Origin of the sequence: Bradyrhizobium sp. SZCCHNPS1003 (genome assembly GCF_032381555.1) — a bacterium.
Taxonomy (GTDB): Bacteria; Pseudomonadota; Alphaproteobacteria; order Rhizobiales; family Xanthobacteraceae; genus Bradyrhizobium.
Genome location: NZ_JAUHIU010000023.1, coordinates 78,846 through 103,618, shown reverse-complemented (window position 1 = coordinate 103,618; position 24,773 = coordinate 78,846). Strand labels below are relative to the sequence as shown.

The 24,773-nt window shown below is 66.3% G+C and carries 27 protein-coding genes; 11 read left to right on the top strand and 16 right to left on the bottom strand.

Going from position 1 to position 24,773, the window contains the following annotated elements; translation table 11 throughout:
- Nucleotides 1–534 precede the first annotated feature (534 nt).
- Both QX126_RS29830 and QX126_RS29825 read right to left on the bottom strand, forming a co-directional pair.
- Complete coding sequence (locus QX126_RS29830; protein WP_315757037.1) at nucleotides 535–765, bottom strand: hypothetical protein; 231 nt, start codon at nucleotides 763–765, stop codon at nucleotides 535–537.
- A 176-nt stretch (nucleotides 766–941) separates the two neighbouring features.
- Complete coding sequence (locus QX126_RS29825; protein WP_315785720.1) at nucleotides 942–1,514, bottom strand: TetR/AcrR family transcriptional regulator; 573 nt, start codon at nucleotides 1,512–1,514, stop codon at nucleotides 942–944.
- A gap of 133 nt (nucleotides 1,515–1,647) precedes the next feature.
- Here QX126_RS29825 and QX126_RS29820 point away from each other — a divergent pair, with 133 nt between their 5' ends.
- Nucleotides 1,648–2,064, top strand: a complete 417-nt coding sequence (locus tag QX126_RS29820; protein ID WP_315785717.1) for a 4-oxalocrotonate tautomerase — start codon at nucleotides 1,648–1,650, stop codon at nucleotides 2,062–2,064.
- A 76-nt stretch (nucleotides 2,065–2,140) separates the two neighbouring features.
- Here QX126_RS29820 and QX126_RS29815 read toward each other — a convergent pair whose 3' ends face one another.
- Entirely contained in the window at nucleotides 2,141–3,193 is a 1,053-nt protein-coding gene (locus QX126_RS29815) for a hypothetical protein (RefSeq protein WP_315785714.1), read from the bottom strand.
- Between the two features lie 377 nt (nucleotides 3,194–3,570).
- Between QX126_RS29815 and QX126_RS29810 the strand changes: the two genes are divergently transcribed.
- Nucleotides 3,571–3,789, top strand: coding sequence for a hypothetical protein (locus QX126_RS29810; protein WP_315738343.1), 219 nt, complete (start codon nucleotides 3,571–3,573; stop codon nucleotides 3,787–3,789).
- A gap of 44 nt (nucleotides 3,790–3,833) precedes the next feature.
- Here QX126_RS29810 and QX126_RS29805 read toward each other — a convergent pair whose 3' ends face one another.
- The 4 genes from QX126_RS29805 to petA form a co-directional block, all read right to left on the bottom strand.
- Nucleotides 3,834–4,508 (bottom strand): dienelactone hydrolase family protein, encoded by a 675-nt coding sequence (locus QX126_RS29805; RefSeq protein WP_315785711.1) that lies wholly within the window; start codon nucleotides 4,506–4,508, stop codon nucleotides 3,834–3,836.
- Between the two features lie 193 nt (nucleotides 4,509–4,701).
- Nucleotides 4,702–5,034: a YnfA family protein gene (locus tag QX126_RS29800; RefSeq protein WP_315757032.1), complete on the bottom strand. Its 333-nt coding sequence runs from the start codon at nucleotides 5,032–5,034 to the stop codon at nucleotides 4,702–4,704.
- Between the two features lie 128 nt (nucleotides 5,035–5,162).
- Nucleotides 5,163–7,235 carry a cytochrome c1 gene (locus QX126_RS29795; protein ID WP_315776147.1) on the bottom strand — a complete coding sequence of 691 codons (2,073 nt, stop codon included), beginning with the start codon at nucleotides 7,233–7,235 and terminating at the stop codon, nucleotides 5,163–5,165.
- 60 nt (nucleotides 7,236–7,295) lie between these two features.
- Nucleotides 7,296–7,826, bottom strand: coding sequence for a ubiquinol-cytochrome c reductase iron-sulfur subunit (gene petA / locus QX126_RS29790; RefSeq protein ID WP_315738712.1), 531 nt, complete (start codon nucleotides 7,824–7,826; stop codon nucleotides 7,296–7,298).
- 279 nt (nucleotides 7,827–8,105) lie between these two features.
- On the opposite strand from petA, the gene QX126_RS29785 reads away from it, so the two are divergent.
- The 5 genes from QX126_RS29785 (at nucleotide 8,106) to QX126_RS29765 (ending at nucleotide 11,342) form a co-directional block, all read left to right on the top strand.
- Complete coding sequence (locus tag QX126_RS29785; protein ID WP_315738345.1) at nucleotides 8,106–8,591, top strand: tRNA (cytidine(34)-2'-O)-methyltransferase; 486 nt, start codon at nucleotides 8,106–8,108, stop codon at nucleotides 8,589–8,591.
- Complete coding sequence (gene queE / locus QX126_RS29780; RefSeq protein ID WP_315738346.1) at nucleotides 8,588–9,217, top strand: 7-carboxy-7-deazaguanine synthase; 630 nt, start codon at nucleotides 8,588–8,590, stop codon at nucleotides 9,215–9,217. Before QX126_RS29785 ends, queE begins: the two co-directional genes overlap by 4 nt.
- 17 nt (nucleotides 9,218–9,234) lie before the next feature.
- Nucleotides 9,235–9,603: a 6-carboxytetrahydropterin synthase gene (locus tag QX126_RS29775; protein ID WP_315738713.1), complete on the top strand. Its 369-nt coding sequence runs from the start codon at nucleotides 9,235–9,237 to the stop codon at nucleotides 9,601–9,603.
- A gap of 93 nt (nucleotides 9,604–9,696) precedes the next feature.
- Nucleotides 9,697–10,584, top strand: coding sequence for an oxygen-dependent coproporphyrinogen oxidase (gene hemF, locus QX126_RS29770; RefSeq protein WP_315738347.1), 888 nt, complete (start codon nucleotides 9,697–9,699; stop codon nucleotides 10,582–10,584).
- Nucleotides 10,585–10,616: 32 nt separating this feature from the next.
- Nucleotides 10,617–11,342: an HAD family hydrolase gene (locus QX126_RS29765; RefSeq protein ID WP_315738714.1), complete on the top strand. Its 726-nt coding sequence runs from the start codon at nucleotides 10,617–10,619 to the stop codon at nucleotides 11,340–11,342.
- A 60-nt stretch (nucleotides 11,343–11,402) separates the two neighbouring features.
- Here the strand turns inward: QX126_RS29765 and QX126_RS29760 are convergent, their stop codons facing one another.
- Genes QX126_RS29760 through QX126_RS29745 form a run of 4 tightly spaced genes read right to left on the bottom strand, consistent with a single transcriptional unit; the run spans nucleotide 11,403 to nucleotide 15,135 of the window.
- Complete coding sequence (locus tag QX126_RS29760) at nucleotides 11,403–12,176, bottom strand: ABC transporter permease (protein ID WP_315738348.1); 774 nt, start codon at nucleotides 12,174–12,176, stop codon at nucleotides 11,403–11,405.
- Nucleotides 12,160–12,990, bottom strand: a complete 831-nt coding sequence (locus QX126_RS29755; RefSeq protein ID WP_315785708.1) for an ABC transporter ATP-binding protein — start codon at nucleotides 12,988–12,990, stop codon at nucleotides 12,160–12,162. The genes QX126_RS29760 and QX126_RS29755 overlap by 17 nt, the downstream gene beginning before the upstream one ends.
- Before the next feature lie 14 nt (nucleotides 12,991–13,004).
- A complete protein-coding gene (locus QX126_RS29750) occupies nucleotides 13,005–14,003 on the bottom strand; it encodes an ABC transporter substrate-binding protein (RefSeq protein ID WP_315785705.1) in 999 nt (332 codons plus the stop codon).
- 52 nt (nucleotides 14,004–14,055) lie between these two features.
- Complete coding sequence (locus QX126_RS29745) at nucleotides 14,056–15,135, bottom strand: 4-oxalomesaconate tautomerase (protein WP_315785702.1); 1,080 nt, start codon at nucleotides 15,133–15,135, stop codon at nucleotides 14,056–14,058.
- Nucleotides 15,136–15,238: 103 nt separating this feature from the next.
- Here QX126_RS29745 and QX126_RS29740 point away from each other — a divergent pair, with 103 nt between their 5' ends.
- Nucleotides 15,239–16,138, top strand: coding sequence for a LysR family transcriptional regulator (locus QX126_RS29740; protein WP_315738715.1), 900 nt, complete (start codon nucleotides 15,239–15,241; stop codon nucleotides 16,136–16,138).
- A 38-nt stretch (nucleotides 16,139–16,176) separates the two neighbouring features.
- Here QX126_RS29740 and QX126_RS29735 read toward each other — a convergent pair whose 3' ends face one another.
- The 5 genes from QX126_RS29735 to QX126_RS29715 are packed head-to-tail and all read right to left on the bottom strand — an operon-like array spanning nucleotide 16,177 to nucleotide 19,727.
- Nucleotides 16,177–16,953 (bottom strand): TSUP family transporter, encoded by a 777-nt coding sequence (locus QX126_RS29735; protein ID WP_315776142.1) that lies wholly within the window; start codon nucleotides 16,951–16,953, stop codon nucleotides 16,177–16,179.
- Nucleotides 16,950–18,200, bottom strand: a complete 1,251-nt coding sequence (locus tag QX126_RS29730; RefSeq protein ID WP_315785701.1) for a CCA tRNA nucleotidyltransferase — start codon at nucleotides 18,198–18,200, stop codon at nucleotides 16,950–16,952. Before QX126_RS29730 ends, QX126_RS29735 begins: the two co-directional genes overlap by 4 nt.
- Nucleotides 18,197–18,460 carry a DUF6111 family protein gene (locus QX126_RS29725; RefSeq protein ID WP_315776140.1) on the bottom strand — a complete coding sequence of 88 codons (264 nt, stop codon included), beginning with the start codon at nucleotides 18,458–18,460 and terminating at the stop codon, nucleotides 18,197–18,199. The genes QX126_RS29730 and QX126_RS29725 overlap by 4 nt, the downstream gene beginning before the upstream one ends.
- A complete protein-coding gene (locus QX126_RS29720; RefSeq protein ID WP_409997670.1) occupies nucleotides 18,457–19,116 on the bottom strand; it encodes a CoA pyrophosphatase in 660 nt (219 codons plus the stop codon). Before QX126_RS29720 ends, QX126_RS29725 begins: the two co-directional genes overlap by 4 nt.
- A gap of 8 nt (nucleotides 19,117–19,124) precedes the next feature.
- Nucleotides 19,125–19,727 carry a DUF1285 domain-containing protein gene (locus QX126_RS29715; RefSeq protein ID WP_315785698.1) on the bottom strand — a complete coding sequence of 201 codons (603 nt, stop codon included), beginning with the start codon at nucleotides 19,725–19,727 and terminating at the stop codon, nucleotides 19,125–19,127.
- Nucleotides 19,728–19,991: 264 nt separating this feature from the next.
- Between QX126_RS29715 and QX126_RS29710 the strand changes: the two genes are divergently transcribed.
- From QX126_RS29710 to QX126_RS29700, 3 genes are read left to right on the top strand one after another with little or no spacing between them, the layout of a single operon-like run.
- The gene (locus QX126_RS29710; RefSeq protein WP_315738357.1) at nucleotides 19,992–20,990 is read left to right on the top strand and encodes a MoxR family ATPase; all 999 of its coding nucleotides are present in this window, start codon (nucleotides 19,992–19,994) and stop codon (nucleotides 20,988–20,990) included.
- Nucleotides 20,990–21,946: a DUF58 domain-containing protein gene (locus QX126_RS29705; RefSeq protein ID WP_315776137.1), complete on the top strand. Its 957-nt coding sequence runs from the start codon at nucleotides 20,990–20,992 to the stop codon at nucleotides 21,944–21,946. Before QX126_RS29710 ends, QX126_RS29705 begins: the two co-directional genes overlap by 1 nt.
- Nucleotides 21,943–24,765, top strand: coding sequence for a DUF4159 domain-containing protein (locus tag QX126_RS29700; RefSeq protein ID WP_315776136.1), 2,823 nt, complete (start codon nucleotides 21,943–21,945; stop codon nucleotides 24,763–24,765). The genes QX126_RS29705 and QX126_RS29700 overlap by 4 nt, the downstream gene beginning before the upstream one ends.
- Nucleotides 24,766–24,773: the final 8 nt, after the last annotated feature.

Genomic DNA, 24,773 nt, shown 5'->3' with positions numbered 1-24,773 from the left:
CATGGATCGCGGCACGCCTCGGCGGCTGGAATTGCTACGGTAAACCACCAGGGCCAAAGACAATGCGAGACGGCTGGAATCGTCTCGCTGCAATGCTTGAAGGCTATCTACTTGCAACCCAAAGCATAAAACCGGGAATCCCGTAGCCTGGAGGGGGAGGGTCGTCTCACGGAGGGCGAAGCGAAACGTGAGGCGGGGTGGGGTGATCTCTCCGCATGGACGGTCACCGGTGGCACACCCCACCCCGCTCGCACGCTTCGCGTGCGAGCGCCCCTCCCCCTCCAGGGGAGGGTGGGCAGCGTACTCGCGTCAATCATCGCGCCTGCATCGGCGAGCCGACAGCGCAATCCGAGACAGGATGACGACTGAACATGGGTCTGCATTCTCGCGACACGATTGCCCGAGTCATGAAGCACACCTTCGTTGCGGCCAGCCTGCCGGAGCGCGGCGCGCAACGTGCCCACGGCGGACATGTTGAAGACGACATGAAGGAGCGAGCCGGCCATCGCGGATCCTCTTGGCGATTTGCGTCCACTAATCCGTGGTCGGCGGAGTCAAGGTGCTGCGCTCACCACCAATCACCGAGCGAGCCTGCTCAAGCGCACCAATAACACGATCGAGCTCCGCGGCCTCCATGAACACCTCGATATCGCCGTCCGTCCTCAACGACAGCAACAATCCAACGCTGCTGCCGACGACGCGAACCAGCACGCATGCGTCGTCGCCGGACGACTTGTCGACGAACGTGATCGGCTCGGTGCTCATGCGGGATCCAGGATCATCTGATGGGCCATGTTAGCAAATATCGAAACGTTGTTGGCTTCGACAGGCCGCCACGATGACGGTGCGCTTCCCTCCCCCTCGCGGGAGGCGAGCCCGGCGTCGTCGGGGCGGGAGGTCGATCCCAGCTTGCGCAGCCGAGTGCTCGCGCGGCAGTTGCTCTACAGAAGCGCCAGCGCGGCTTGCTTGAGGTGGGAGGCGATGGCATCGCGGGCTTCGCGTGAGCCGACGCTGCGCGCCATCGTCACCCCTCCCGAGAGGATCGCCATCAGCGACCAGGCCTTTTGCAGCCGAGCTTCATCGGTGCTCCCCTGCAACCCTTTTGCGATCTGCTGCGCGACCTTTTCGAGCGCGGCGCCATAGGCGGCCTTCGTTTCCTCGCTTGCGCGCGTCACGTCCGGCGTCAGGCTCTGCAGTCCGCAGCTTGAGTCCAGAATGCAATGGAGACGTTCGCCGAGGTAGAACGCGATGAACGCCTCGGCCCAGCGCACTCCCATCTGCTGCTGAAGACTCGCGATCCCCGTCCTGAGCTCGTCCAGCCCGGCCAACGCGGCGGCTTCGAACGCAGCATCCTTCGACTTGAAGTGACCGTAGAAGGCGCCGGACGTGACCCCGGCTTCCTTGGCGAGGCCGTCGACGCCGATCCCGCCATAGCCAAGCCGGCGAAAGCCGCGCCCCGCGGCCTCCAACAACTTCGTCTTTGCTTCCTGCTTGTGCTCGGCGTGGTACCGCATCTGGCGCCTTCCATAGCGATCGTTATTTCATGATTGACTCATAACGACCGTTATTCTATTGATGGATCACGGTCGTGATATAATGGACCGTCGTTCCCCGGACAACCGCCGCAGGGCGAGCATAGGAGAAGTCATGCCGATCAGTCTCACACTCACCGAAGGCGTCATCGCCGCCGACAAGGCGCCGATCGCCGTTGCGCGGATCACGGAATCGTTCCTGAAGCACCATGGTCTCGCGGGCAACAGGATCATGACGGCGAACGTCACCGCCCATCTGAACATCCTGCCGAAAGGCCAAACCTTCGCCGGCGGCAAGCCGGTCGATGGCGCCTGGATCGAGACCAAGACACCATCGTTCGCGCTCGCCAGCCACGAGGTCCAGACGGCGTTCTTCGGCGAAGCCACCGACATTCTGCATGACCTCTCCGGCGGAGCCCTTGCCAGGGACCGGATCTGGTCCAACGGCGTCCACGCCGTCGACGGCACCTGGAATCTGGACGGCAAGCCGATGACCAACGAAGCGCTTGCGGGGGCCATCACCGCGGCCTGACACCAAGGCAGTCGCCAAGCCTGCGCGGCCGCTCCGGCGTCTGTTGCGGTAGCGGCCGCGACTCATGCGGATCGTGTCACGTCCCCGGCTTCACCAGCCCGAGCTCAGCGAACTTCATCTCCGTCGCCACCACGGCATTCTCATACACCTCGCCGCGCTCGACGAAGTAGTTGAAATAGCCGGCCGGCGTTTCCGGCTGGATCTCGACCAGATCGACGGTCTTGTATTTGGGATCGGTGATCACGCCGCCCGCGATCAGATCGTTGATGCGCTTGAGCGCGTCGACCTCGGCCTTGTAGCCGACCGAGAACCACATCTCGGTGGTCCAGTCCTGCACCTCGAACCAGTTGGCGGGCGCCTGGCCCTGCCACCCCTGGGCGAGCGGGCGGACGGCGAAGATGCGGTCGAAGCCGTGCAGCTCGGAGATGATGCTGGCGCGGTGATAGGCGCCGTCCATCTGTCCCTGCGGCAGCTTGGTGAAGCCGTAGAGCGACAGCCACAGCGCAGCCTTGACCGCCTCTGGCGTGATCGGGCGGATGGCGCGCTCGGCCAGCACCTCGGAGGCGTAGCGCAGATCGCGCTTGGCCGCCGATTGCCGCGCCTTGACGGCATGGGCGTTGGGAACCGACTTCTCCGCCGGCAGCAGCGCCCGCGCCGCCTCGTTGCCATAGAGATAGCCCGTGCCCGCCTCGGGATCATAGGTGTTGAACACAACGCCGATCGGCGTGGCATTGAGCGTCTCCGCCGCGTGCGCGAAGTCAGCCTCGCTGCGCACCGGGACATATTGCTGCGCCGGCCACAGCCGGTCCGCGAGGGCGTTGAACGGGCCGTCGCGCCAATCCGGCCAGGAGACGAATCGCGCCAGCGCCTCGGCATAGGCGGGACGAAACACGCCGGGATAGCCGAACAGCACTGTGCGCAGCTGCGACGCCGGATCTCTGAGGCGGTCGGAGGACATCAGCTCGTTGCGCAGATCGAGACCCTGAAGCCACGCCGACAGCACCAGGATCTGGCCGGACGTCGCGGTGACGAGATCCGGCGTGACGCCCCAGGCGCGGGCGGTGTCGAGGAAGCCGGCGCCATGGGCGTTCAAGCCGCCCAGCCCAGCCAGCGCAAAGGCCACACGCACGGCTTTCTCCATCAGAAGAGAGAGACCGGAGAACGCTACCTCAGATTGTTTCGGCGACGCAACCGACGGCGAGACACGGCGAATTCGACCATCGAACGAAGCGACGCGCTGCGAACATGATCAATGCTCAGATCCCCACAAAATCCCGGTGATTCGCGGAAGCGTACGGCGGCAAGCGGCGAAAAGCTGCAGCCGGCGGCTGTGAGCCCCCTCCACAACCTCATGTTGCGCGCGTGCAGAATGCTTCACTTATCGACCAATGATTGTCGCAACCCCAAAAAAGTTACATAACTTGGCTGTGCGCGAGGGCAACACTGTTGTCTAGCTGCAATAGTGTGGCAATGATTGGTTAACCATATTGAATTACCTTGGTTAACATGGCCCGCGGCAAACAGCCTTCAGTGTCGCATGCGCTCCCGAAGCAGCCGACGCTGCTCGATTGCTTCCTCGAAGCGCAGGCGAAGCGGACGAAGCGTCGGCGACGCCCCGCCGACGCGGTGACCAGCGCCGATCCCTTGGATCCTGCAAACGACGCTTCGGCTCTCGATGAGGCCGAACAGCCGTCGGCCGAGACCAAGACCGCCCGCGCGGTTTGAGTCCGCGCGGCACGGTTGAGGACCGACACACCGGCCCTCTCGGCTCAGCCGAGGTGCTTGTGGAAGAACGCCGTGGCGCGGCCCCAGGCGAGCTCGGCGGCTCTGCGATCGTGCACGGTCATGCGCTGCTCGTTCACGAAGGCATGCTCGGCATCGTAGCGATAGAGCTCGAGCGACTTGCCGGCGGCCTTCATCGCCTTCTCGAAGCCGTCCACCAGCGCCGGCGTGCACCAATCATCCTTGTTGGCAAAGTGGGCCTGCAGCGGGATCCTGACGTCGGCCGGCTTCGCCGCCTGCTCCGGCGGAATGCCGTAGAACACGACGCCGGCGGCGAGCTCGTCTATCTTGGTCGCGCCGATAATCGTCACCGCGCCACCGAGGCAGAAGCCGGTGAGGCCGACCTTGGCGCCGTTGCGCGCCAGATATTGCGCGGCCCCGCGCACGGTCTGCGTGGTCGCGTCCATGAAGTCGAGCGAGTTCATCTCCCGGCCCGCCGCATCCGTGTCGTGATAGGGCACCACCGTGCCCTTGTAGAGATCGGGCGCCAACGCGTTGAAGCCGGCGAGCGCGAAACGATCGCACATCCCCTTGATCTGGTCCTGCAGGCCCCACCATTCCTGGATGACGACGACGCCCGGCGCATCGGCCTGCGCGGCCTTGGCGAGATAGCCCTTGGCCTCCTGGCCGTCGGGGCGCTTGAAGCTGATGAGTGTGCCCATGTGTTCCTCCGCATTTTCTGATTGGGATGCTCAGGAGCGCGGTTTACCGCAAATCCGTGTCCGGCGCGACGGGAGCAATCGGGTTCGCTTCAACGTGAGAGGATTCGTAGCCGGATGAGCGCAGCGACATCCGGGGTCCTCGCCGGCACTGTTGCGATCCAGGATGTCGCTGCGCTCATCCGGGCTGCGGGCGCTAAACCGGCATCGCGCGCGGCGCGAACAGGATCACGGCCATGCCGGCGAGGCAGATCAGGGCGCCGGCGGCGTCCCACGGATCGGGACGATGGCCCTCGACCAGCCAGCCCCATAGCAGCGCCGCAGTGATATAGATGCCGCCATAGGCGGCGTAGGCGCGGCCAGCGAGCGGGCTGTCGGCCACGGTGAGAAGTGTCGCGAAGCCGGCGAGCGCGGCCATGCCGGGCAACAGCCATAGCGACGACTGCCCGAGCCGCAGCCAAGCCCAGAACGCGAAGCAGCCGCCGATCTCCAGCACGGCGGCGCCGGCGAAGGCGAGAAGTGACGGCATAGGCGAACTCCGTTTTCCCGGCTGCGCTGCGGAAAAGGCCTCCCCTGGCCCGAGCCCAACTAACACAGGGACAACAAAAAAGCCCCCGGAGGGGCTTTTCGTTTTCATCAGAGGTTTCCGATCACCGCTCAATGCGCGGCGGCCCAGACCCGCTTCTTGGTGAAGTACATCAGCCCGGCGAAGATGATCAGGAAGATGAACACCTGGTAGCCGAGGCGCTTGCGCGCTTCCATGTGCGGCTCGGCGGTCCACATCAGGAAGGTCGCGACGTCGTGGGCATACTGCTTCACGGTGGCCGGCGAGCCGTCGTCGAACGTCACCTGGCCGTCGGACAGCGGCGGCGGCATCTTGATCGCATGCCCGGGGAAGTACTTGTTGTAGTACGATCCCTCCGGGATGGTGACGCCGTGCGGCGGGGTTTCTTCATAGCCCTGCAGCAGCGCGTTGATGTAGTTCGGGCCCTGCTCCTGGAACTGGGTGAAGAAGTCGATCAGGAACCAGGGGAAGCCGCGCTTGTATGAGCGCGCCTTGGCCATCAGCGACAGGTCCGGCGGGGCCGCACCGCCATTGGCGGCCCGTGCGGCCTGTTCGTTCGGGAACGGCGACGGGAAGTAGTCGGCCGGCCGGCCCGGACGCTCGAACATGTCGCCAGCGTCGTTGGGACCGTCCTTGATCTTGTACTCGGCCGCGAAGGCGGCGGCCTGCGCCGCCGAGTAGCCGGGGCCACCGGGCTCGGCGAGGTTGCGGAACGCCACGTATTGCAGCGAATGGCAGTTCGAGCAGACTTCCTTGTAGACCTTGAGGCCGCGCTGCACGGCGCCGCGATCGAAGGTACCGAACGGACCGGCGAACGACCAGCTCGCCGACGGCGGGTTCTCCTGGCCTTCGCTGGCACGGGCGTCGCCCATGCTGCCGGCGAGCAGCGACACCGCGGCGGCCAGCGCGATCACGGTCGAGACCATCGGCGCCGCCTTGCGGCCGGACTTGGCCAGCACGTCGTCAGCGATCGAGTTCGGCAGCGGGCGCGGCCGCTCGATGCGCGCGAGCAGCGGCAGCACGATCAGGAAGTAGGCGAAATACAGCACCGTCAGGATGCGGCCGAGCACGACATAGACGCCCTCCGGCGGCTGCGCGCCGAGATAGCCAAGGCCGATGCAGACGACGACGAAGATCCAGAAGAACTGCTTGCCGAGCGGACGGTACTTGTTGGAGCGGGTCTTGGCCGAGTCGAGCCAGGGCAGGAACACCAGCACGATGATCGCCGCGAACATCGCCACGACGCCGGCGAGCTTGTTCGGGATCGAGCGCAGGATGGCGTAGAACGGCAGGTAGTACCATTCGGGCACGATGTGCGCCGGCGTCACCGCCGGGTTGGCCGGGATGTAGTTGTCGGCCTCGCCGAGATAGTTCGGCATGTAGAAGATGAACCAGGAATAGAAGATCAGGAAGCAGGTGGCGCCGAAGAAGTCCTTGATGGTGGCGTAGGGCGTGAACGGCACCATGTCCTTCTCGGTCTTCGGCTCGACGCCGGCCGGGTTGTTCTGGCCGGCGACGTGCAGCGCCCAGACGTGCAGCACGACCACGCCGGCGATCAGGAACGGCAGCAGGTAGTGAAGCGCGAAGAAGCGGTTCAGGGTCGGGTTGCCGACCGAATAGCCGCCCCACAGCAGGGTCACGATGCTCTCGCCGAAATACGGCACGGCCGAGAACAAATTGGTGATGACGGTGGCGCCCCAGAAGCTCATCTGGCCCCACGGCAGCACGTAGCCCATGAAGCCCGTCGCCATCATCAAGAGATAGATGATGACCCCGAGGATCCAGAGCACCTCGCGCGGCGCCTTGTATGACCCGTAATAGAGACCGCGGAACATGTGGATGTAGACGGCGAGGAAGAACATCGACGCGCCGCAGGCATGCATGTTGCGCAGCAGCCAGCCGTAGTTCACGTCGCGCACGATCAGTTCGACCGACTTGAAGGCCAGGTCGGCATGCGGCGTGTAGTGCATCGCCAGGATGACGCCGGTGACGATCTGGACACCCAGCATCATCGAGAGGATGGCGCCGAACGTCCACCAATAGTTCAGGTTCCGCGGCGTCGGATAGGCAACGAAGGACGAGTGGACCAGGCCGATGATCGGAAGTCTTTGCTCGAGCCACTTCAAGGCGGGGTGGCTCGGCTGGTAGTCAGAAGGTCCACTCATGATGCGTTCCTGAAGAAATTATCTTGCACGATCGAGCGTGAGCTGAAGACGAACGTCCGCTCAGCCGATCTGGATCTTGGTGTCGGAAACGAACTGATAGGGCGGGACGGGAAGGTTGAGCGGCGCCGGCCCCTGGCGCACGCGGCCGGAAGCATCGTACTGGGAGCCGTGGCACGGGCAGAAGAAGCCGTCGTAGTTGCCTTCATGGGCGATCGGGATGCAGCCGAGATGGGTGCAGATGCCGATCACGACCAGCCACTGCTCGTGGCCGTCCTTGGTGCGGGACTGGTCGGTCGCCGGATCGATCAGGCTCGACACGGGAACCTTACGGACCTCCTCGACCTGCTTCTTGGTGCGGTGGGAGATGTAGATCGGCTTGCCGCGCCAGAACACCTTGATGTCCTGACCTTCGGCGACCGGAGAGAGGTCGACCTCGATCGGCGCGCCGGCCGCGATGGTCGAGGCATCGGGATTCATCTGGGAGATGAAGGGCCACAGGGCGGCCACACCACCGACCGCTGCGGTCGCGCCCGTGGCGACGAAAAGAAAATCCCGGCGTGTCGGATGATCCGCAGTAGACGCTGTCACGATTCCAACCCTTTCTTCGTTGCAGCCGGTGGAACCGCCCCGCTCGACGTCTTGGATCTCGGCGTTGGAGATCACGTGACCGGGAGATCCTGCCGGCGCCCGCGTCCCCCGCGGCGGCAGAAAACGGCTCGCTCCACCGCCCCTGGGGAACAAGCCGTCCAGAATCGTTCTATTGGCACCCTTGCGATACGAGCGCAAGCCCGCTATCGGCCCTGCAGCACGCCATGCACCAATTCCCGCGCAGGAAGCGGACTTTCCGCCTCAGTCTTAAGACCAATTCGCATGCAGATCGCGCTCTATCAACCCGACATTCCGCAGAACACCGGAACGATCCTGCGGCTGTGCGCCTGCCTCGGGCTCGCGGCCCACATCATCGAGCCGGCCGGCTTTCCGGTGTCGGACCGGCAGTTCCGCCGCGCCGGCATGGACTATCTGGACCAGTTGAATTGGCGGCGCCACGACTCATGGCACGCGTTCGAGGCCTGGCGGGCGGCGGCGGGCCATCGCCTGCTGCTGCTGACGACCAAGGCCGCGATCTGCTATCTCGACTTCAGCTACGGCGCGGACGACATCCTGCTGCTCGGGCGCGAGAGCGCCGGCGTGCCGGAGGCCGTGGCGGAGGTCGCCGATGCGCGGCTGCGGATTCCGCTGCAGCCCGGGCTGCGCTCGCTGAACGTGGCGATGGCGGCGGCGATGGCCGCCGGCGAGGCGCTGCGCCAAACCGGACAATTTGTCCAAATGCAATCTGCGCAAGGAGCCGAAGGGTGAGCTACGCGGTGAAGGAAATCTTCATGACCCTGCAGGGCGAAGGCGCCCAGGCGGGCCGCGCCGCGGTGTTCTGCCGCTTCGCCGGCTGCAACCTGTGGAGCGGACGCGAGGCCGACCGCGCAACCGCGACGTGCCGGTTCTGTGACACCGATTTCGTCGGCACCGACGGCACGCTCGGGGGCCGCTATGACAGCGCCGATCTCGCCGAGGCGATTGCCGGGCAATGGACAGGCGGTGCCGCCGACCGCTATACGATCCTCACCGGCGGCGAGCCGCTGCTGCAGGTCGATGCCGACCTGATCACGGCGCTCCACGCCCGCGGCTTCGCGGTCGGGATCGAGACCAACGGCACGCTCATTCCGCCCGACGGCATCGACTGGATCTGCGTCAGCCCGAAAGCGGGCACCGAGCTGAAGCTGCGGCAGGGCCATGAGCTGAAGCTGGTCTATCCGCAGGACGGCGCCGGGCCGGAGCGGTTCGAAGGCCTCGCCTTCGAGCGTTTCTCGCTGCAGCCGATGGACGGGCCCGACGCGGCCGCGAACACGGCGCGCGCGATTCAATACTGCCAGCATCATCCGCAATGGCGGCTCAGCCTGCAGACGCACAAGATGATCGGCATCAGATAGGGATTGTGACTGACACGATGTGGGAATTGACCAAGTCGTTCACCTTCGAGGCCGCGCATACGCTGCCGATTACGACGCTCGGCGAAGCCAGCCAGGAAATCCACGGCCATTCCTTCCGCGCCGAGGTGACGGTGCGCGGCGATGCGACCAATCCCGAGACCGGCATGGTGGTGGATTTCGGCGTGCTGACGCAGCGCTTGAGCGAGATCCAGGCCATGCTCGACCACAAGTTCCTGAACAAGATCGAGGCGATCGGGCTGCCGACGCTCGAGAACCTGTCGCGCTTCATCTATGAGCGCGTCCGCTCCATCGGCCATGTCACCAAGGTCAGCGTCCACCGCGACAGCTGCCGCGAGACCTGCACCTATTTTGGCCCGCAGGGCTGATCGCTTATGGTAGTAGCCAGGTGTAGCGACATGAGCGGTCCCACCCTCCCCTCCAGGGGAGGGTGAAAGAAACGCGCCCCGGGGAAAACTGCCATGACCACTGCCGCCATCGAGGATCGCAAGGCCCGCGCCCGCGCCTGGTTCGAGAGCCTGCGCGACCAGATCTGCGCGGCGTTCGAGCGGCTCGAGGACGAGGCGCCGGCCGCCCTCTATCCACGTCAGGCCAGCCGCTTCGTGCGCACGCCGTGGGAGCGCACCGATCATGCCGGCGGCCCGGGCGGCGGCGGCGTCATGAGCATGATGCACGGCCGGCTGTTCGAGAAAGTCGGCGTGCACTGCTCCACCGTGCATGGCGAGTTCGCGCCCGAATTCCGCAGCCAGATCCCGGGCGCCGCCGAGGATCCGCGGTTCTGGGCCTCGGGCATCTCGCTGATCGCGCATCTGTGGTCGCCGCACGTGCCGGCGGTGCACATGAACACCCGCTTCGTCGTGACCACGAAGGCCTGGTTCGGCGGCGGCGCCGACCTGACGCCGGTGCTCGACCGCCGCCGCACTCAGGAAGACCCGGATACGCTCGCCTTCCACGCCGCGATGAAGAGCGCCTGCGATGCGCATGCGGCGGTCGCGTCGTACGACAAGTACAAGCGCTGGTGCGACGAGTACTTCTATCTGCCCCATCGCAAGGAGCCGCGCGGCATCGGCGGCATCTTCTACGACCATCACGATTCCGGCGACTGGGAGGCCGATCTCGCCTTCACCCAGGATGTTGGCCGCGCCTTCCTGAAGGTCTATCCGGAGTTGGTCCGCCGTAATTTCGGCGCGCCTTGGACCGACGCGGACCGCGAGGAGCAGTTGATCCGGCGCGGCCGCTATGTCGAATTCAACCTGCTTTATGACCGTGGCACCACATTTGGGCTGAAAACCGGCGGCAATGTCGACTCGATCCTGTCCTCGATGCCGCCCGAAGTGAAATGGCCCTGAAACCTTCAGCCCCGCCGCCGCGTACCCAGGAGATGACCGCTCCCCTGCCCCGCGCCATGCTGATCGACATGGACGACACCATCCTGTCGGCCTATGGCCGGCCCGAGATCGCGTGGAACATCGTCGCCACCGAATTTGCCGACGAGCTGGCGCCGCATACCTCGCAGGAGGTGGCGGCCGCGATCCTCTCCTCGGCGCGCAGCTTCTGGTCGGTCGCCGGCGCCGAATGGCGGATGAAGCTGATCCAGGCCCGCCAGGAGGTGGTCAAGGGCGGCTTCGCGGCGTTGATCGCCGCAGGCCCGGCGCTGCCGATCGAGCTTGCGATCCGCATCGCCGACCGCTTCACCGCCTATCGCGACGAGCAGATGTTCATCTTTCCCGGCGCGCATGAGGCGATCGACGCATTCAAGGCGCGCGGCGTCCGGCTGGCGCTCGTGACCAACGGCGAGGCCGGCCAGCAGCGCGCCAAGATCGAGCGCTTCGCGCTGGCGCACCGCTTCGACCACATCCAGATCGAGGGCGAGCACGGCTTCGGCAAACCCGAGGAGCGCGCCTATTGGCACGCGATGGAGCGGCTCGGCGTCGGCCCCGAAGACACCTGGATGATCGGCGACAATCTCGAATGGGAGATCGTGGCGCCACAGCGGCTCGGCATCTATTCGATCTGGATCGACGTCCATGGCGACGGCCTGCCGGAAGGCACCGATGTCAAGCCCGACCGCATCATCCGCTCGCTGACCGAGCTCGTGCCGGCCTGAAGCCTGGTGATCGATGCCAGAGCGCCGGCCCGTCAGGACCGGCGCTCTGTCGTATCCGGATCAGGCCGGACGCTCGGCGACGTTGGGGCGCCATTTGATCAGGCGGCTCTCCACGAGGTCGAGCAGCGCGTCGATGCACAGCACGAAGATCGCCAGGATGAAGATGCCGGCGAACACGCCGACCGCATCGAAATTGCCTTCGGCCTGCGCGATCAGATGGCCGAGCCCGGCGGACGAGCCGAGATATTCGCCGATGATGGCGCCGACCACCGCAAAGCCGACCGAGGTGCGCAGCGACGACAGGATCCAGCTCGCAGCCGCCGGGAAGTAGACGTGACGCAGCAGCTCCGAGCGCCGGGCGCCGAGGATGCGGGCATTCGCCAGCACCACCGGGTTGACCTCGCGCACGCCCTGCAGCGCGTTGAAGAAGGTGACGAAGAACACCAGGGTCACCGCAAGCGCCACCTTCGACCACAGGCCAAGGCCGAGCCATAGCACGAAGATCGGCGCCAGCACCACGCGCGGCACGGCGTTGAGCGCCTTGATGAAGGGATCGAGGATGCGCGCCGCGGAATGGTTGAGGCCGAGCCAGACGCCGGCGGTGACGCCGAGTCCGGTGCCGATGATGTAGCCGAGGATCGTCTCGGTCAGCGTCGTCGAGACATGCGCGTAGAAGCTCTGCGCCGACAGCCAGGCAAACACCTGCTTGAGCACCGCCAGCGGCGCCGGGAAGAAGAACGGATCGATGACGCCATAGGTGACGCCGGCCTGCCAGCCGCCGACGATGACGATCAGCAACGCGAGCTGGATGAGGCGTTCAGTCATGGCGGGCATAGCTCTTCTCCACTTCCCCGCGCAGCGAGGCCCAGATGTTGCGATAGAGATCGGTGAAGCGCGGATCGAGCTTGATCTCGGCCACGTCGCGCGGCCGCTCCAGGTCGACCGGGAAACTGTCGATGACCCGCGAGGCCGGTCCCGAGGCCAGAACGACGACGCGATCCCCCAGCGCGATGGCCTCCTCGAGATCGTGGGTGATCATGACCACCGCGCGCTTCTCCTCCTGCCACAGCCGCAGCAGCTCGTTCTGCATCAGATGGCGGGTGTGGATGTCGAGCGCCGAGAACGGCTCGTCCATCAGGATGACCTTCGGCCCATGGATGAGCGCCTGAGCCATCTGCACGCGCTTGCGCTGGCCGCCGGAGAGCTGGTGCGGATAGCGGTGCTCGAAGCCCTTCAGCCCGACCTTGACGAGCCAGGCCATTGCGCGCTCATGGCGCTCACGGGCCGACACGCCGCGGAACAGCGGGCCGAGCTCGACATTCTCGATCGCGGTCTTCCACGGCAGCAAGGCATCCTGCTGGAACAGATAGCCGATGTTGCCCTGGACACCGCGCACCGGCTGGCCATCGATGGCGATGCTGCCGGCGCTCGGCTTCAAGAGGCCCGCGATCGCGTTGAGGATGGTGCTCTTGCCGCAGCCGGTCGGACCGGCAATGGCGAGAAACTCGCCATCGGCGACCGTGAGGTTCACGTCCCTGACGGCGGTGTAGTTGCCGAAGGACATGGTGACCTGATTGATCTCCACCATGTTCCTGGCGCTGCGGCACTGGACCATCGGGTCCAGGTCCTTGACGACGGCGAGTGCCATTGTTTCCCTCCCGATCAGTTCGAGACGCTCTGCGCCTTCACGGCGAAGGCGTTGGTGTAGGTCTTGGCGAGGTCGATCGACGTCGCATCCACCTTGTCGTTGAAGCTCTTGAGGACGAGCAGCGGCGTCTGCACGTCGGTCTCGTCGAACTGACCATCCCTGGAGAAGATCGCCTTGGCCTTCTCGACCGCTTTCGTATAGGTCTGCTTCTCGCCGGAGATGAAATCGTTCGGCAGCACCGCGACGATCTCCTCGGCGCTGTGCGTGGCGATCCAGCGCAGCGCCTTGACCATGGCGTTGGTGATCTTCTGGACCGTGCCCGGGTTCTTGGCGATGTACTGCTGTGTCGCGTAGAGCACGGAGGTCGGATAGATGCCGCCATAGACCTGCTTGGCGCCCTCGTCGCTTCGCGCATCGATCAGAATCTTGCCGATCCCCTTCTGCTCGACATAGGTCGCGGCCGGATCGTAGTTCACCAGCAGATCGATCTTGCCCTGCTCCAGCGCGGCCACGGCAGCGGCCCCTGATCCGACGCCGATCAGATACACGCTCTCGGCGGGAATCTTGTTCTGCTTGAGATAATAGCGGACGAAGAAGTCCGAGGATGAGCCGGGGGCGGTGATGCCGATCTTGGCGCCCTTGATGGTCTCCGGCCTGGCCGGGTCGAACGTCGCAGCCTTGCCACCGGCCAGCACCAGACCGGAATTGCGCGACAGCAGCACGAAGCCGACGACCGACTTGTTCTGCGACTGCATCTGGATGGTGTGGTCGTAGAAGCCGACGGCGACATCGGTCGATCCGGCGACCAGCGCCTGCAGCGTCTTGGAGCCGCCGGAGGCGAAATTCTCCACGGTGACGTCGAGCCCCTCCTTCTGGAACAGGCCAAGGCCCACCGCGACCGGAAACGGCAGGTTGTTCAGATTGTACGAGCCGACGCTGATGCGCACGGGCTCGGCGGCGGCCGAGCCGCAGATTGCGACAGCCGCAGTGACGGCGAGCATGAGACGACGCATGTGACTTCCTCCCTTGTTATCGATGTCGATTGAGTCCGGACGGCGCGTGCGCTCAGGCGGCGTGTACCATCCGTGTCGTGGGCTTTGCGAACACGCAGCCTTCGAACAGCCTGCGGGCGGTCCGCAAAATCCCAGCCACGATCCGGCCATCGCGCTCCTGCAGCTTGACGTCGATATGGCCCATCGGGTGCTCGATGCCGATGACCGCAGGCGCGACCTGCAGCCCAGCGAGGCGCGCGCTCACCGTGTCCGCCACGATCAGCGAGGTGGCGATGCCGACGGCGCCGGTGGTGGCAAGCGACGGGTGGCAATCGTGCGGCATGAAATAGCGGGCCGACACGTGGCCGCCATGCACCGCGGGGGCGAGCAGCACCGGCTTGGGAATGACACGGTCGCGGACGTCGCCGAGTCCCATGCGCCCGCCGGCCGCCACGCGCAGCCGCTCAAGCCGCTCCAGCAGCGCCGTGTTCGCACTCAACGCGGCGGCGCTCTCATAACCGGTCACTCCGAGATCCTCCGCACGCACGATCATCATCGGCATCGCGCAGTCGATCAGCGTGACGTCGACATCGTCGATCGTCTCATTGGCCTCGCCGGTCGGAAACATCTCGTCCATCCGGTTGGCCGCATCGAGAAAGGTCAGCGCAATCGGCGCCGCTCGCCCTGGGACACCGTCGATCGACGCGTCGCCGAGATACGACACTTTGCCGTTGGGGGTCGGCACCTCGGCCTCGATCAGCTGGCACGTATTGACGTTGTGGATGCGGACCAGCGTCGCCGGACCTTTCGCCGGCACCAGCCCCGCCTCGATGGCGAAAGGTCCGACCGCGGCAAGCATGTTGCCGCAATTGGGCGAGGTATCGACCAGTTGCTGATCGATCCGCACCTGCGCGAACAGATAATCCACGTCGGCGCCGGGCACGCTGGCCGGCCCGACGATGGCGACCTTGCTCGTGACCGGATTGCCGCCGCCGATGCCGTCGATCTGCAGCGGATGACCGGAGCCCATGACCGAGAGCAGAATCTCATCTCGCCGGACCGGATCGCTCGGCAGGTCCGACGCCAGGAAAAAGGGCCCCTTCGACGTTCCGCCTCGCATCAGGACGCACGGTATCGAGATCAGATCGTTCATGCCGGCCTCAGTTATGTCAATTTCGTATCAATCTACGTTACTGTTGCGTATACTGAGCTGAGATCGATCTTTGAAATGCAAAGAATTGCGGTATTGATGCATGATTAACATCAATTGTGAGATCCTAGACCTCCGGGCCTTCCTGAGCGTCTCGGATCTGGAGAGCTTTCATCGGGCCGCCGAGGCCCTGAACCTCTCGCAGCCGGCATTGAGCCGGCGCATCCAGAAGCTGGAGGGCGCGATCGGCGCGCCGCTCCTGGAGCGCACGACGCGTCACGTCGCGCTGACGGCGCTCGGCGCCGAGCTGGTGCCGCTCGTGCGGCGTATGATCGAGGAGTTCGACGGCTCGCTGTTTGCTGTGCGTGACAGCGGCCTCAATCGCGGAGGCCTCGTCACCATCGCCTGCCTGCCGACCGCGGCGTTCTACTTCCTGCCGTCGGTCATCCGCGAGTTCAACGATCAATATCCCAACATCCGCTTTCGCATTCTCGACCTGCCTGCCACCGATGGGCTGCAGGCCGTCGAGCGTGGCGAGGTCGAGTTCGGCATCAACCTGATGGGAGCATCGGACCCCGAGCTGATCTTCGACCGTCTGGTCGAGGATCCCTTCGTGCTCGCCGCGCGCAAGGATCACCCGCTCGCCGCGATGGCGACGGTCGGCTGGGGCGATCTCGAGCCCTACCCTCTGATCACCGTACACCGGTCCAGCGGCAACCGGACCCTGCTCGATGCCGCGCTCGCCAAATCAGCGATCAAGCTGCGCTGGTTCTACGAGGTGACGCATCTCTCCACGTCGCTTGGACTCGTCGAGGCCGGGCTTGGCATCTCGGTTCTTCCGAAGATGGCGACACCGCAGAGCGATCATCCCTTCCTCGTCACGCGCCCCATCCTCAATCCCGAGATCTCACGCACCATCGGCGTCGTGCGCCGCAGAACCGGCACGATGTCGCCTGCGGCGGAGCGTTTCCTGAAGATGCTGATCGGCCGCTGGGGGCGGACGTAGAGGCCGAGCAGCACAGCAGGTAGCCTGACGCCGAAGGGCTATCCCGCCGGCAACAGGTGCCGCAGCGCCGACGCGATCATCACGCCGCCGCCGGTGATCACGGCGGCGTCGAGGATGGCGGCGTGGATGTGCACCGGCATGCGGGCGACGAAGGCCTTGGCGAGGAACGCGCCCGGCACCGCGACCGCGCCGATCAGGAGCGCAAAGGCCAGCACCTGCGCCGTGACCACGCCGGCCAAACCAAACACCGAGATCTTGATGACGCCCGTCGCCACCGAGATCATCGCGTCGGTGGCGATGACCGCGGCGCCTTCCAGGCCCGCCGCCATCAGCAGCGACAGCAGGATCACGCCGGAGCCGGAGGTGCCGCCGACCAGCACGCCATAACCGACTGCTCCGGCGGCAAGCCCGCCATTGCCGATCCTGACCTCGCGCTTGCGCAGGATCCGCCGCAGCGGGACGCTCATGATCAGCATGGTGCCGATCACGAACGCCGCGCCGGCATTGGTCAGTCGCGTGTAGCCGTAGGCACCGAGCGCGGTCGTGAGCGCCGCCGCGGCGATGACGATGCCGGCCCGGGTGCGATCGGCATGCTGGAGGTAGGCGGCGACGCGGCTGAGGTTGGTGAGGATCGCCGAGATCGCGATGATCGGCACGACGGGTTCGGCGCCGACCATCGGCACCAGCACGAGCGGCATGAGAGCGCCGGTGCCGTAGCCGGCAAGACCACCGATGATCGAAGCGAATAGAGCGACGGAAGCGACGAGCAGGAGTTGCAGGAGCGAGATGTCGGCAAAGCCTGCCAGAAAATTCATGAACGTCCGTCGCGGTTGACACGCGCCGCCGCCTGATCGGCGATCGCGTTCAGCGATGCCTCGTCGAGCGGAAAGTCCGCAGCTAACCAGGCATCCTCTGCGAGGGTGAGCACATGACCGAGAAGCGGTCCCTCCGCAACCCCGCGCGCGATGAAATCGGCCGCCTTCAACGGCAATTTCGGCGGCGTGAAGCGCTGCGGCAACAGCGCACGCTCGCGCCAGCTCCGGTCGTCGCGATCGCGCGCCCGCGCCCAGCCGAGCATCAGGCGGTCGCGATAGACGGTCTCGCCGAGACGATACAGCAGACGCCGGACTCGCGCCTCGTCGGCGGATGCGAACCGCCACCAGCGATGGCCCATGCCGTCCAGCGCCTTGGTCTCGGCATTGGAGAGCTTCAGTCTGACGCCGAGACGGCGCGCATCCTCGGTCACGGCGACCGCGAGCGCCGCGAGACGGCGGACCGCGCTCGGCGAAAGCCCCAGTTCGCGCTCGATGCCGATCATCGCGGCGAACGGACCGAGATAGGCGACGCCGCCGAGGATCGCCGTCAGCAACCCGCCATCCGCCATCGCCGTGATCGCGCCGACCGCGCCGTCGGTGACGAGCAGTTTCAGCATCTCCATGCGCACTCGCTCGGCGGACAATGCGGCGAGGCCGGCGCGGCCGGCGATGCAGGCCAGATAGCCCTCGCGGTCGGGGACGCCGTGGCCGAATGCCGAATGGATGCGGAAGAAGCGCAGGATGCGCAGATAATCCTCGGCGATGCGCTGGGCGGGATCGCCGATGAAGCGCACGCGGCGTTGGGCGATGTCGGCGAGACCACCGACGTGATCATGCACCACGCCGTCCGGCCCGACGGACAGCGCATTGATGGTGAAGTCGCGCCGGTGCGCGTCGCCGACCCAGTCGCGGCCGAACTCGACCTTGGCCTTGCGGCCGAAGGTCTCGGTGTCCTCGCGCAGGGTCGTGACCTCGAATGGATGCCCCTCGAGCACGAGGGTCACGGTGCCATGGTCGATGCCGGTCGGCACGCTCTTGATCGACGCCGCCTTGGCGCGCCGGAGCACCTCCGCCGGCAGCGCCGTGGTCGCGATGTCGATGTCGCCGATGGCGATGCCGAGCAGCGCATTGCGCACGGCGCCGCCGACCACCCGCGCCTCCTCGCCGTCGCAATTGAGCAGCGCGAGCACGCGCGCGGCGGGACCGGACGAGAGCCAGGGCGCATGCAGCACCCGCGCGCCGATCATTTCTCGACCCCTGGAACGAGCCTGCCGTTCTCGACATGAGCGGGGATATAGGTCGAACGCGGCGGCGCGCCGGAGAACTCGGCGAGCAGGACCAGACTTGCAATCACCAACACCAGCGCCGCCACCGTCAATTTTGTGATCAGATGAAAGGGCCAGTTGACAGGCACCAACAGCCCCGATTTGGTCGCGAGCAAGAACAACACATAAACCGCAAAAGGAATGAGGAAAATTCCGATTTCCGTCAACACGCCACGGATCATGGCTGACAGACCCGCTCGTACAAAACCCGAAGGATACCCGCTGTAGCGCCCCATATGTAGCGCTCGGCGAACGGCATCGCGTAATACAAACGCTCCATGCCGCGAAACTCCTTGGAATGCAGCTGATGATTGGCGGGGTCCATCAGGAAGGCCAGCGGCACCTCGAAGGCGTCGTCGACCTCGCCCTCGTTGATCTTGAGCGTGAATCCGGGCCGCACCCGCGCCACCGTGGGCAGGATGCGGAAGCCGAAGGCGGTGCCGTAGACGTCGAGATAGCCGATCGGGTCGACGAAGCTGCGGTCGAGCCCGACCTCCTCTTCGGCCTCGCGCAGGGCGGCATCGAGCGGCGAGGCATCGGTGACGTCTATCTTGCCGCCGGGAAAGGCGATCTGCCCGGCATGGCTCGAGAGGTTCGGCGAGCGCTGGGTCAAAAGGACCGTCGGCTCGGGATGGTCGACCACCGGGATCAGCACCGCCGCGGGGCGGATGGGCTGCTCGCGGGAGATGATCTCGAGCATGCGGTCGGTGCCGGAATCTCCGCTGGCCGGAATGACATCCGGATCGAGCAGGGCCTGCGGAACGTCGAAGCGCAACCGCGCGCGGCCCCGCGCGAAGAAATCGGCTGAACTGAGCCCAGCGGTCCCGTTCCTCACCATGGGCTGGTTCAAAGCGCCGCCCTCACCTGTTCTGCATCGGCCATGGGGAAGAACGCGCCGCCCGACCCCACGCCGAACATGACACGCCCATCGATCATCCGCTCCTCACCCATGTCAACAAGCTCGTAGTACAGCGCCCGCGTCACCTTGGCCCAGAGATCGGCTCGCACATGCAGATAGGGCGTCAGGCCGCCGCTCTCGCCAGGCTCGAAGCGCAGCCGGTGCTCGGCATCGCACGCGACCCAGTCGTCGACATTGGTGCGGAAATGCAGCAGCGGCCCGCGCGCATCGCTCTCCGTCCGCATTTCTACGGCCGTGAAGGGGGCATCATCGACGCGGATGCCGACCTTCTCCACCGGCGTGACCAGGAAATAGCGATCACCCTCGCGCTTGAGGATCGTCGAGAACAGCCGGACCAGCGCAGGCCGCCCGATTGGCGTGCCCATGTAGTACCAGCTACCATCACCGGCGATTCGCATGTCGAGATCGCCGCAGAATGGCGGATTCCACAAATGCACCGGCGGCAGTCCCTTTGCGGATGTGCCAGCCTGCGTTGCCGCCGACGTCAGCCGATCGAGTCCGTTGTCGGTGGTCTGCCCTTGCTTCGCCATGGTTTGCCTTGAGTTTGCGTCCACCTTGGCACGATTGGTGCAAGATTCCATCGCCGTCGTCTGTGCAAAAGTTCCTGGCGGCCCTGCAGGTCATGTAAGGTCGCCATAACGTGATGCCGTCAATACCCCGTAATGCCGATAATATGGGGATAGTTTAACTCAACGAATACAGCGCCTTCGCATAGGTTGGCATCCGTGTCCCGGCAAACTGGAGCGGAACGTCCGTCCGAAAGTTCAAGATGCGGGGCAGAAGGAGCGATGGGAATGGCTGAGAGTGCCGAGAAGCTCGAGGATGCGATCGTCCGGTCGGCCGAACAGGTCTCCGGCCAGATCCGAGCGGCAAAGGATGCGATCTCCAGCGTCATCTTCGGCCAGGACCGCGTGGTGGAAAACACGCTGGTGACCATCCTGTCCGGTGGCCACGCGCTGCTGATCGGCGTCCCCGGCCTCGCCAAGACCAAGCTGGTCGAGACCTTGGGCGTGACGCTCGGCCTCGATGCCAAGCGCATCCAGTTCACGCCGGACCTGATGCCGTCGGACATTCTCGGCGCCGAGGTGCTCGACGAGAGCGCCGGCGGCAAGCGCTCGTTCCGCTTCATCGCCGGCCCGGTGTTCGCGCAACTGCTGATGGCGGATGAGATCAACCGCGCCAGCCCGCGCACGCAGTCGGCATTGCTGCAAGCCATGCAGGAGCAGCACATCACGGTTGCAGGCGCCCGTCATGACCTACCGAAGCCCTTCCATGTGCTCGCGACCCAGAATCCGCTGGAGCAGGAAGGAACCTATCCGCTTCCCGAAGCCCAGCTCGACCGCTTCCTGATGGAGATCGACGTCGACTATCCGGATCGCGACGCCGAGCGCCGCATCCTGTTCGAGACCACCGGTGCCGAAGAGAGCGGCGCCAAGGCCGCGATGACCGCAGACGCGCTGATCGCTGCGCAGCGGCTGGTGCGCCGGCTGCCGGTCGGCGATTCCGTGGTCGAGGCGATCCTGTCGCTGGTGCGGTCCGCCCGCCCCGGCCCGGAGGCCGGCGACGCCGGCAAGCTGATCGCCTGGGGCCCGGGTCCGCGCGCCAGTCAATCATTGATGCTCGCGGTGCGCGCCCGCGCCTTGCTCGACGGCCGCCTCGCTCCCTCGATCGACGACGTGCTCGATCTCGCCGAGCCCGTGCTCAAGCACCGCATGGCGCTCACCTTCCCGGCCCGCGCCGAGGGACGCACCATTCCGGACGTGATCCGGCAACTGAAGAGCCGGATTGGCTGATGGCCGCAGCGACAGGGCACGCCGACAAGGAGATTCTCGCAATCCGGCGTGCCGATGGCGAAAGCCGGACGTTGGCATCGTCGCTGCCGCGGCTGGTACTGGAAGCGCGCCAGATCGCCGCCAACGTGATCCATGGTCTGCATGGCCGTCGCCGCGCCGGCTCCGGCGAAAGCTTCTGGCAGTACCGCCGCTTCGTCTCCGGTGAGCCGTCGCAGCGCGTCGACTGGCGCCGCTCCGCGCGCGACGATCATCTCTACGTCCGTGAGCAGGAATGGGAGGCCGCGCACACCGTGTGGATCTGGCCGGACCGCTCGCCGTCGATGGCGTTCGCGTCGAAGGGCGCCCGCGACAGCAAGCTCGAGCGCGCCCTGATCGTGACCTTCGCCCTGGCCGAGTTGCTGGTGGCCGGCGGCGAACGCGTCGGCATTCCCGGCCTGATCAATCCGACCGGGAGCCGCAACGTGATCGACCGCATCGCGCAGGCGATGCTGCATGATGAGACGATCAGGCCGAGCCTGCCGCCCTCCTTCGTGCCGTCCGCGCTCGCCGAGATCGTCGTGCTGTCGGATTTCTGGTCACCGATCTCCGAGATCAGCACCATGCTCGCCGGCCTGTCCGCGTCGGGTGCGCACGGCACGATGGTCCAGGTGGTCGATCCCGCCGAGGAGACCTTCCCCTATTCCGGCCGCGTCGAGTTCGTCGAGCCGGAGGGCGGCGAGGTCATCACGGCCGGCCGCGCCGAGAGCTGGGCGCAGGACTACGTCGCCCGCGTGGCGCTGCACCGCGACCAGATCCGCGCCGAGACCGGCAAGCTCGACTGGCTGTTCACAACCCACACCACCAGCCGCTCGGCCGCCGAGCTGCTGCTGTTCCTGCATGCCGGTATGACCACGGCCAAAGGTAGCGCGCGCGGCGGCGTCAAAGTGGGCGCTGGCCCCGGAGGGCTCGGCGCATGATGGGCCTGCCGCTGTCGTTCGCCGAACCCTTGCTGCTGACCGGGCTCATCAGCCTGCCGGTGCTGTGGTGGCTGCTGCGGGTGATGCCGCCGCGGCCGCGCCGCATCGAGTTTCCGCCGACCCGGCTGTTGTTCGACATCACGCCCAAGGAAGAGACGCCGTCGCGCTCGCCCTGGTGGCTGACCCTGCTGCGGCTGATCGCGGCGGCGCTGGTGATCTTCGCCGCGGCCGGTCCGATCTGGAATCCGCGCACCGAGGCCGTCGGCAGCAAGGCGCCGCTTGTGCTTTTGCTCGACGACAGCTGGAGCGCGGCGGCGAGCTGGGACACGCGTATCAGGGCCGCCGACGAGATCATCGCCAATGCCGATGCCGACCGCCGCGGCGTCGCGCTGATGCCGCTGTCGGAGCCCGCACGCGACCTCACCTTGATGCCAGCCGGCGCGGCGCGCGTCGCGCTGCGCCAGATCGCGCCCAAGGCCTACACGACCGAGCGCGCCGATGCGCTGCCGCAGCTCGATCGCTTCCTGAAAGCGACGGGCGATGCCGAGATCATGTGGTTCTCCGACGGCGTCGATCCCGGCCGCGGCAGCGAGTTTGTCACCGGCCTTGCCAAGACCATCGGCGATCGCAGCCTGACGGTGTTCGAAGGCGGCACCCTGTCGCCGCTGGCGCTTGCGGGCGCCGAGAACGCCGCGGCCAAGATGACCGTGAAGGTGCTGCGCGCCGATCTCTCGGTTCCGGGCGGCATTGTGCGCGCGCTCGACGCCAAGGGCTCGCCGCTCGGCGAAGCGCAGTTCGGCTTCGCCGCCGGTGCGCACGACGCCGAGGCGAGCTTCGATCTTCCGGTCGAGCTGCGCAATGACATCACCCGGCTCGAGATCGCCGGCGAGCGCTCCGCAGGCGCCGTGCAACTGCTCGACAAGCGCTGGCGGCGGCGTGCGGTCGGCATCGTCTCCGGCGCCACCAGCGACACCGCGCAACCGCTGCTCGCGCCGACCTTCTATCTGACGCGCGCGCTGGCGCCGTTCGCCGATCTCCGCCTCGGTGATCGCGGCGCTCCGCAGCAGGTCATCACGCAGTTCCTCGACCAGAAGGTGCCGATGATCGTGATGGCCGACGTCGGCACGCTGTCGCCGGAGCTGCGCGACCGTCTCAACGGCTGGATCGAGAATGGCGGCGTGCTGGTGCGCTTCGCCGGCCCGCGCCTGGCGCAGGGCGACGACGATCTCGTGCCGGTCAAGCTGCGCCGCGGCGGCCGCACCCTGGGCGGCAGCCTGACCTGGGAGAAGCCGCAACACCTGGCCGCGTTCGCCGCCGACGGCCCGTTCGCCGGCATCACCGTCCCGAAGGACGTGACGGTCAATCGCCAGGTCCTCGCCGAGCCCGACGCCGTGCTGGCGACCAAGAGCTGGGCCTCGCTGGAGGACGGCACGCCGCTCGTCACCGGCGAGCATCGCGGCAAGGGCCTGATCGCGCTGTTCCACGTCAGCGCCGACATGCGCTGGTCCGATCTGCCGATGTCCGGCGCCATGGTGGAGATGCTCCGCCGCATCGTCGACATGTCCGGCTACACCTCGACGCCGGGCCCTGGTCCCGCGGGTGAGACCGCCAAGGCCACGCTGGCGCCGCTGCACATCCTCGACGGCTTCGGCGCCTTCGGACCGCCGCCTTCGACCGCCAAGCCGCTGCCGGCGGATTTCAACGACCGGGCTTCGCTGGATCATCCACCCGGATTCTATGGCCCAGCCGAGGGACCCACCGCAGTGAACACGCTCAGCCCCGCCGATCGCATTCTGCAGCTCGACACGTCGACGCTGCGCGCCAAGCGTGCCAGCTACACCACCGCCGAGCCGCGCGATCTCCGGGGCATCCTGCTGTCGACCGCACTGCTGCTGTTCCTGATCGACGCGGTCATCGTCGCCCTGCTCGGCGGCGTGCTGGCCTCGCTCGCGCGGTGGCGGCGTGCAGCGCCCGCGTCCATCGCGCTTGCGGTGCTTGCAACCGGCGCCCTGCTCGCGGTCGCGATGCCGACGGCCGCGCGCGCCGACGCCGCCAGCGACGATTTCGCCATGCGCGCGGTGTCGCAGACGCGGCTTGCCTATGTCGTGACCGGCAATGCCGACGTCGATTCCATCGTCAAGGCCGGCCTGACCGGACTGACCTTGTTCCTGGCGCAGCGCACGGCGCTCGAAGCCGGCGACCCCGTCGGCATCGATCCTGCGCATGACGAGCTCGCCTTCTTCCCGCTGATCTACTGGCCGATCGTGCCGGGCACGCCGAAGCCGCCGCAGGACGCGATCAACAAGATCGACGCCTACATGAAGCAGGGCGGCACGGTCATCTTCGACACCCGGGATGCGGTCGAGGCGCCGCCCGGCGACAACGGCGCGCAGCAGACCCCGGGCATGCAGTCGCTGCGCGAGATTCTGTCGTCGCTCGACGTCCCCGAGCTCGAGCCGGTGCCGCGCGAGCACGTGCTGACCAAGACGTTCTACCTGCTGCGCGACTTCCCCGGTCGCTTCACCGCAGGCCAGACCTGGGTCGAGGCGCTGCCGAAAGACGAGGACGAGGACAGCGCCTCGCGTCCGGCGCGCGGCGGCGACGGCGTCTCACCGATCATCATCACCTCCAACGACCTCGCCGGCGCCTGGGCCATCCGCCCCGACGGCCAGGCCATGCTGCCGATGGTTCCCGGCGAGCCGCGACAGCGCGAATTCGCCTTCCGCGCCGGCGTCAACATCGTGATGTACACGCTGACCGGCAACTACAAGGCCGACCAGGTGCACGCGCCGGCGCTGATCGAACGGCTTGGGCAGTGATGACAATA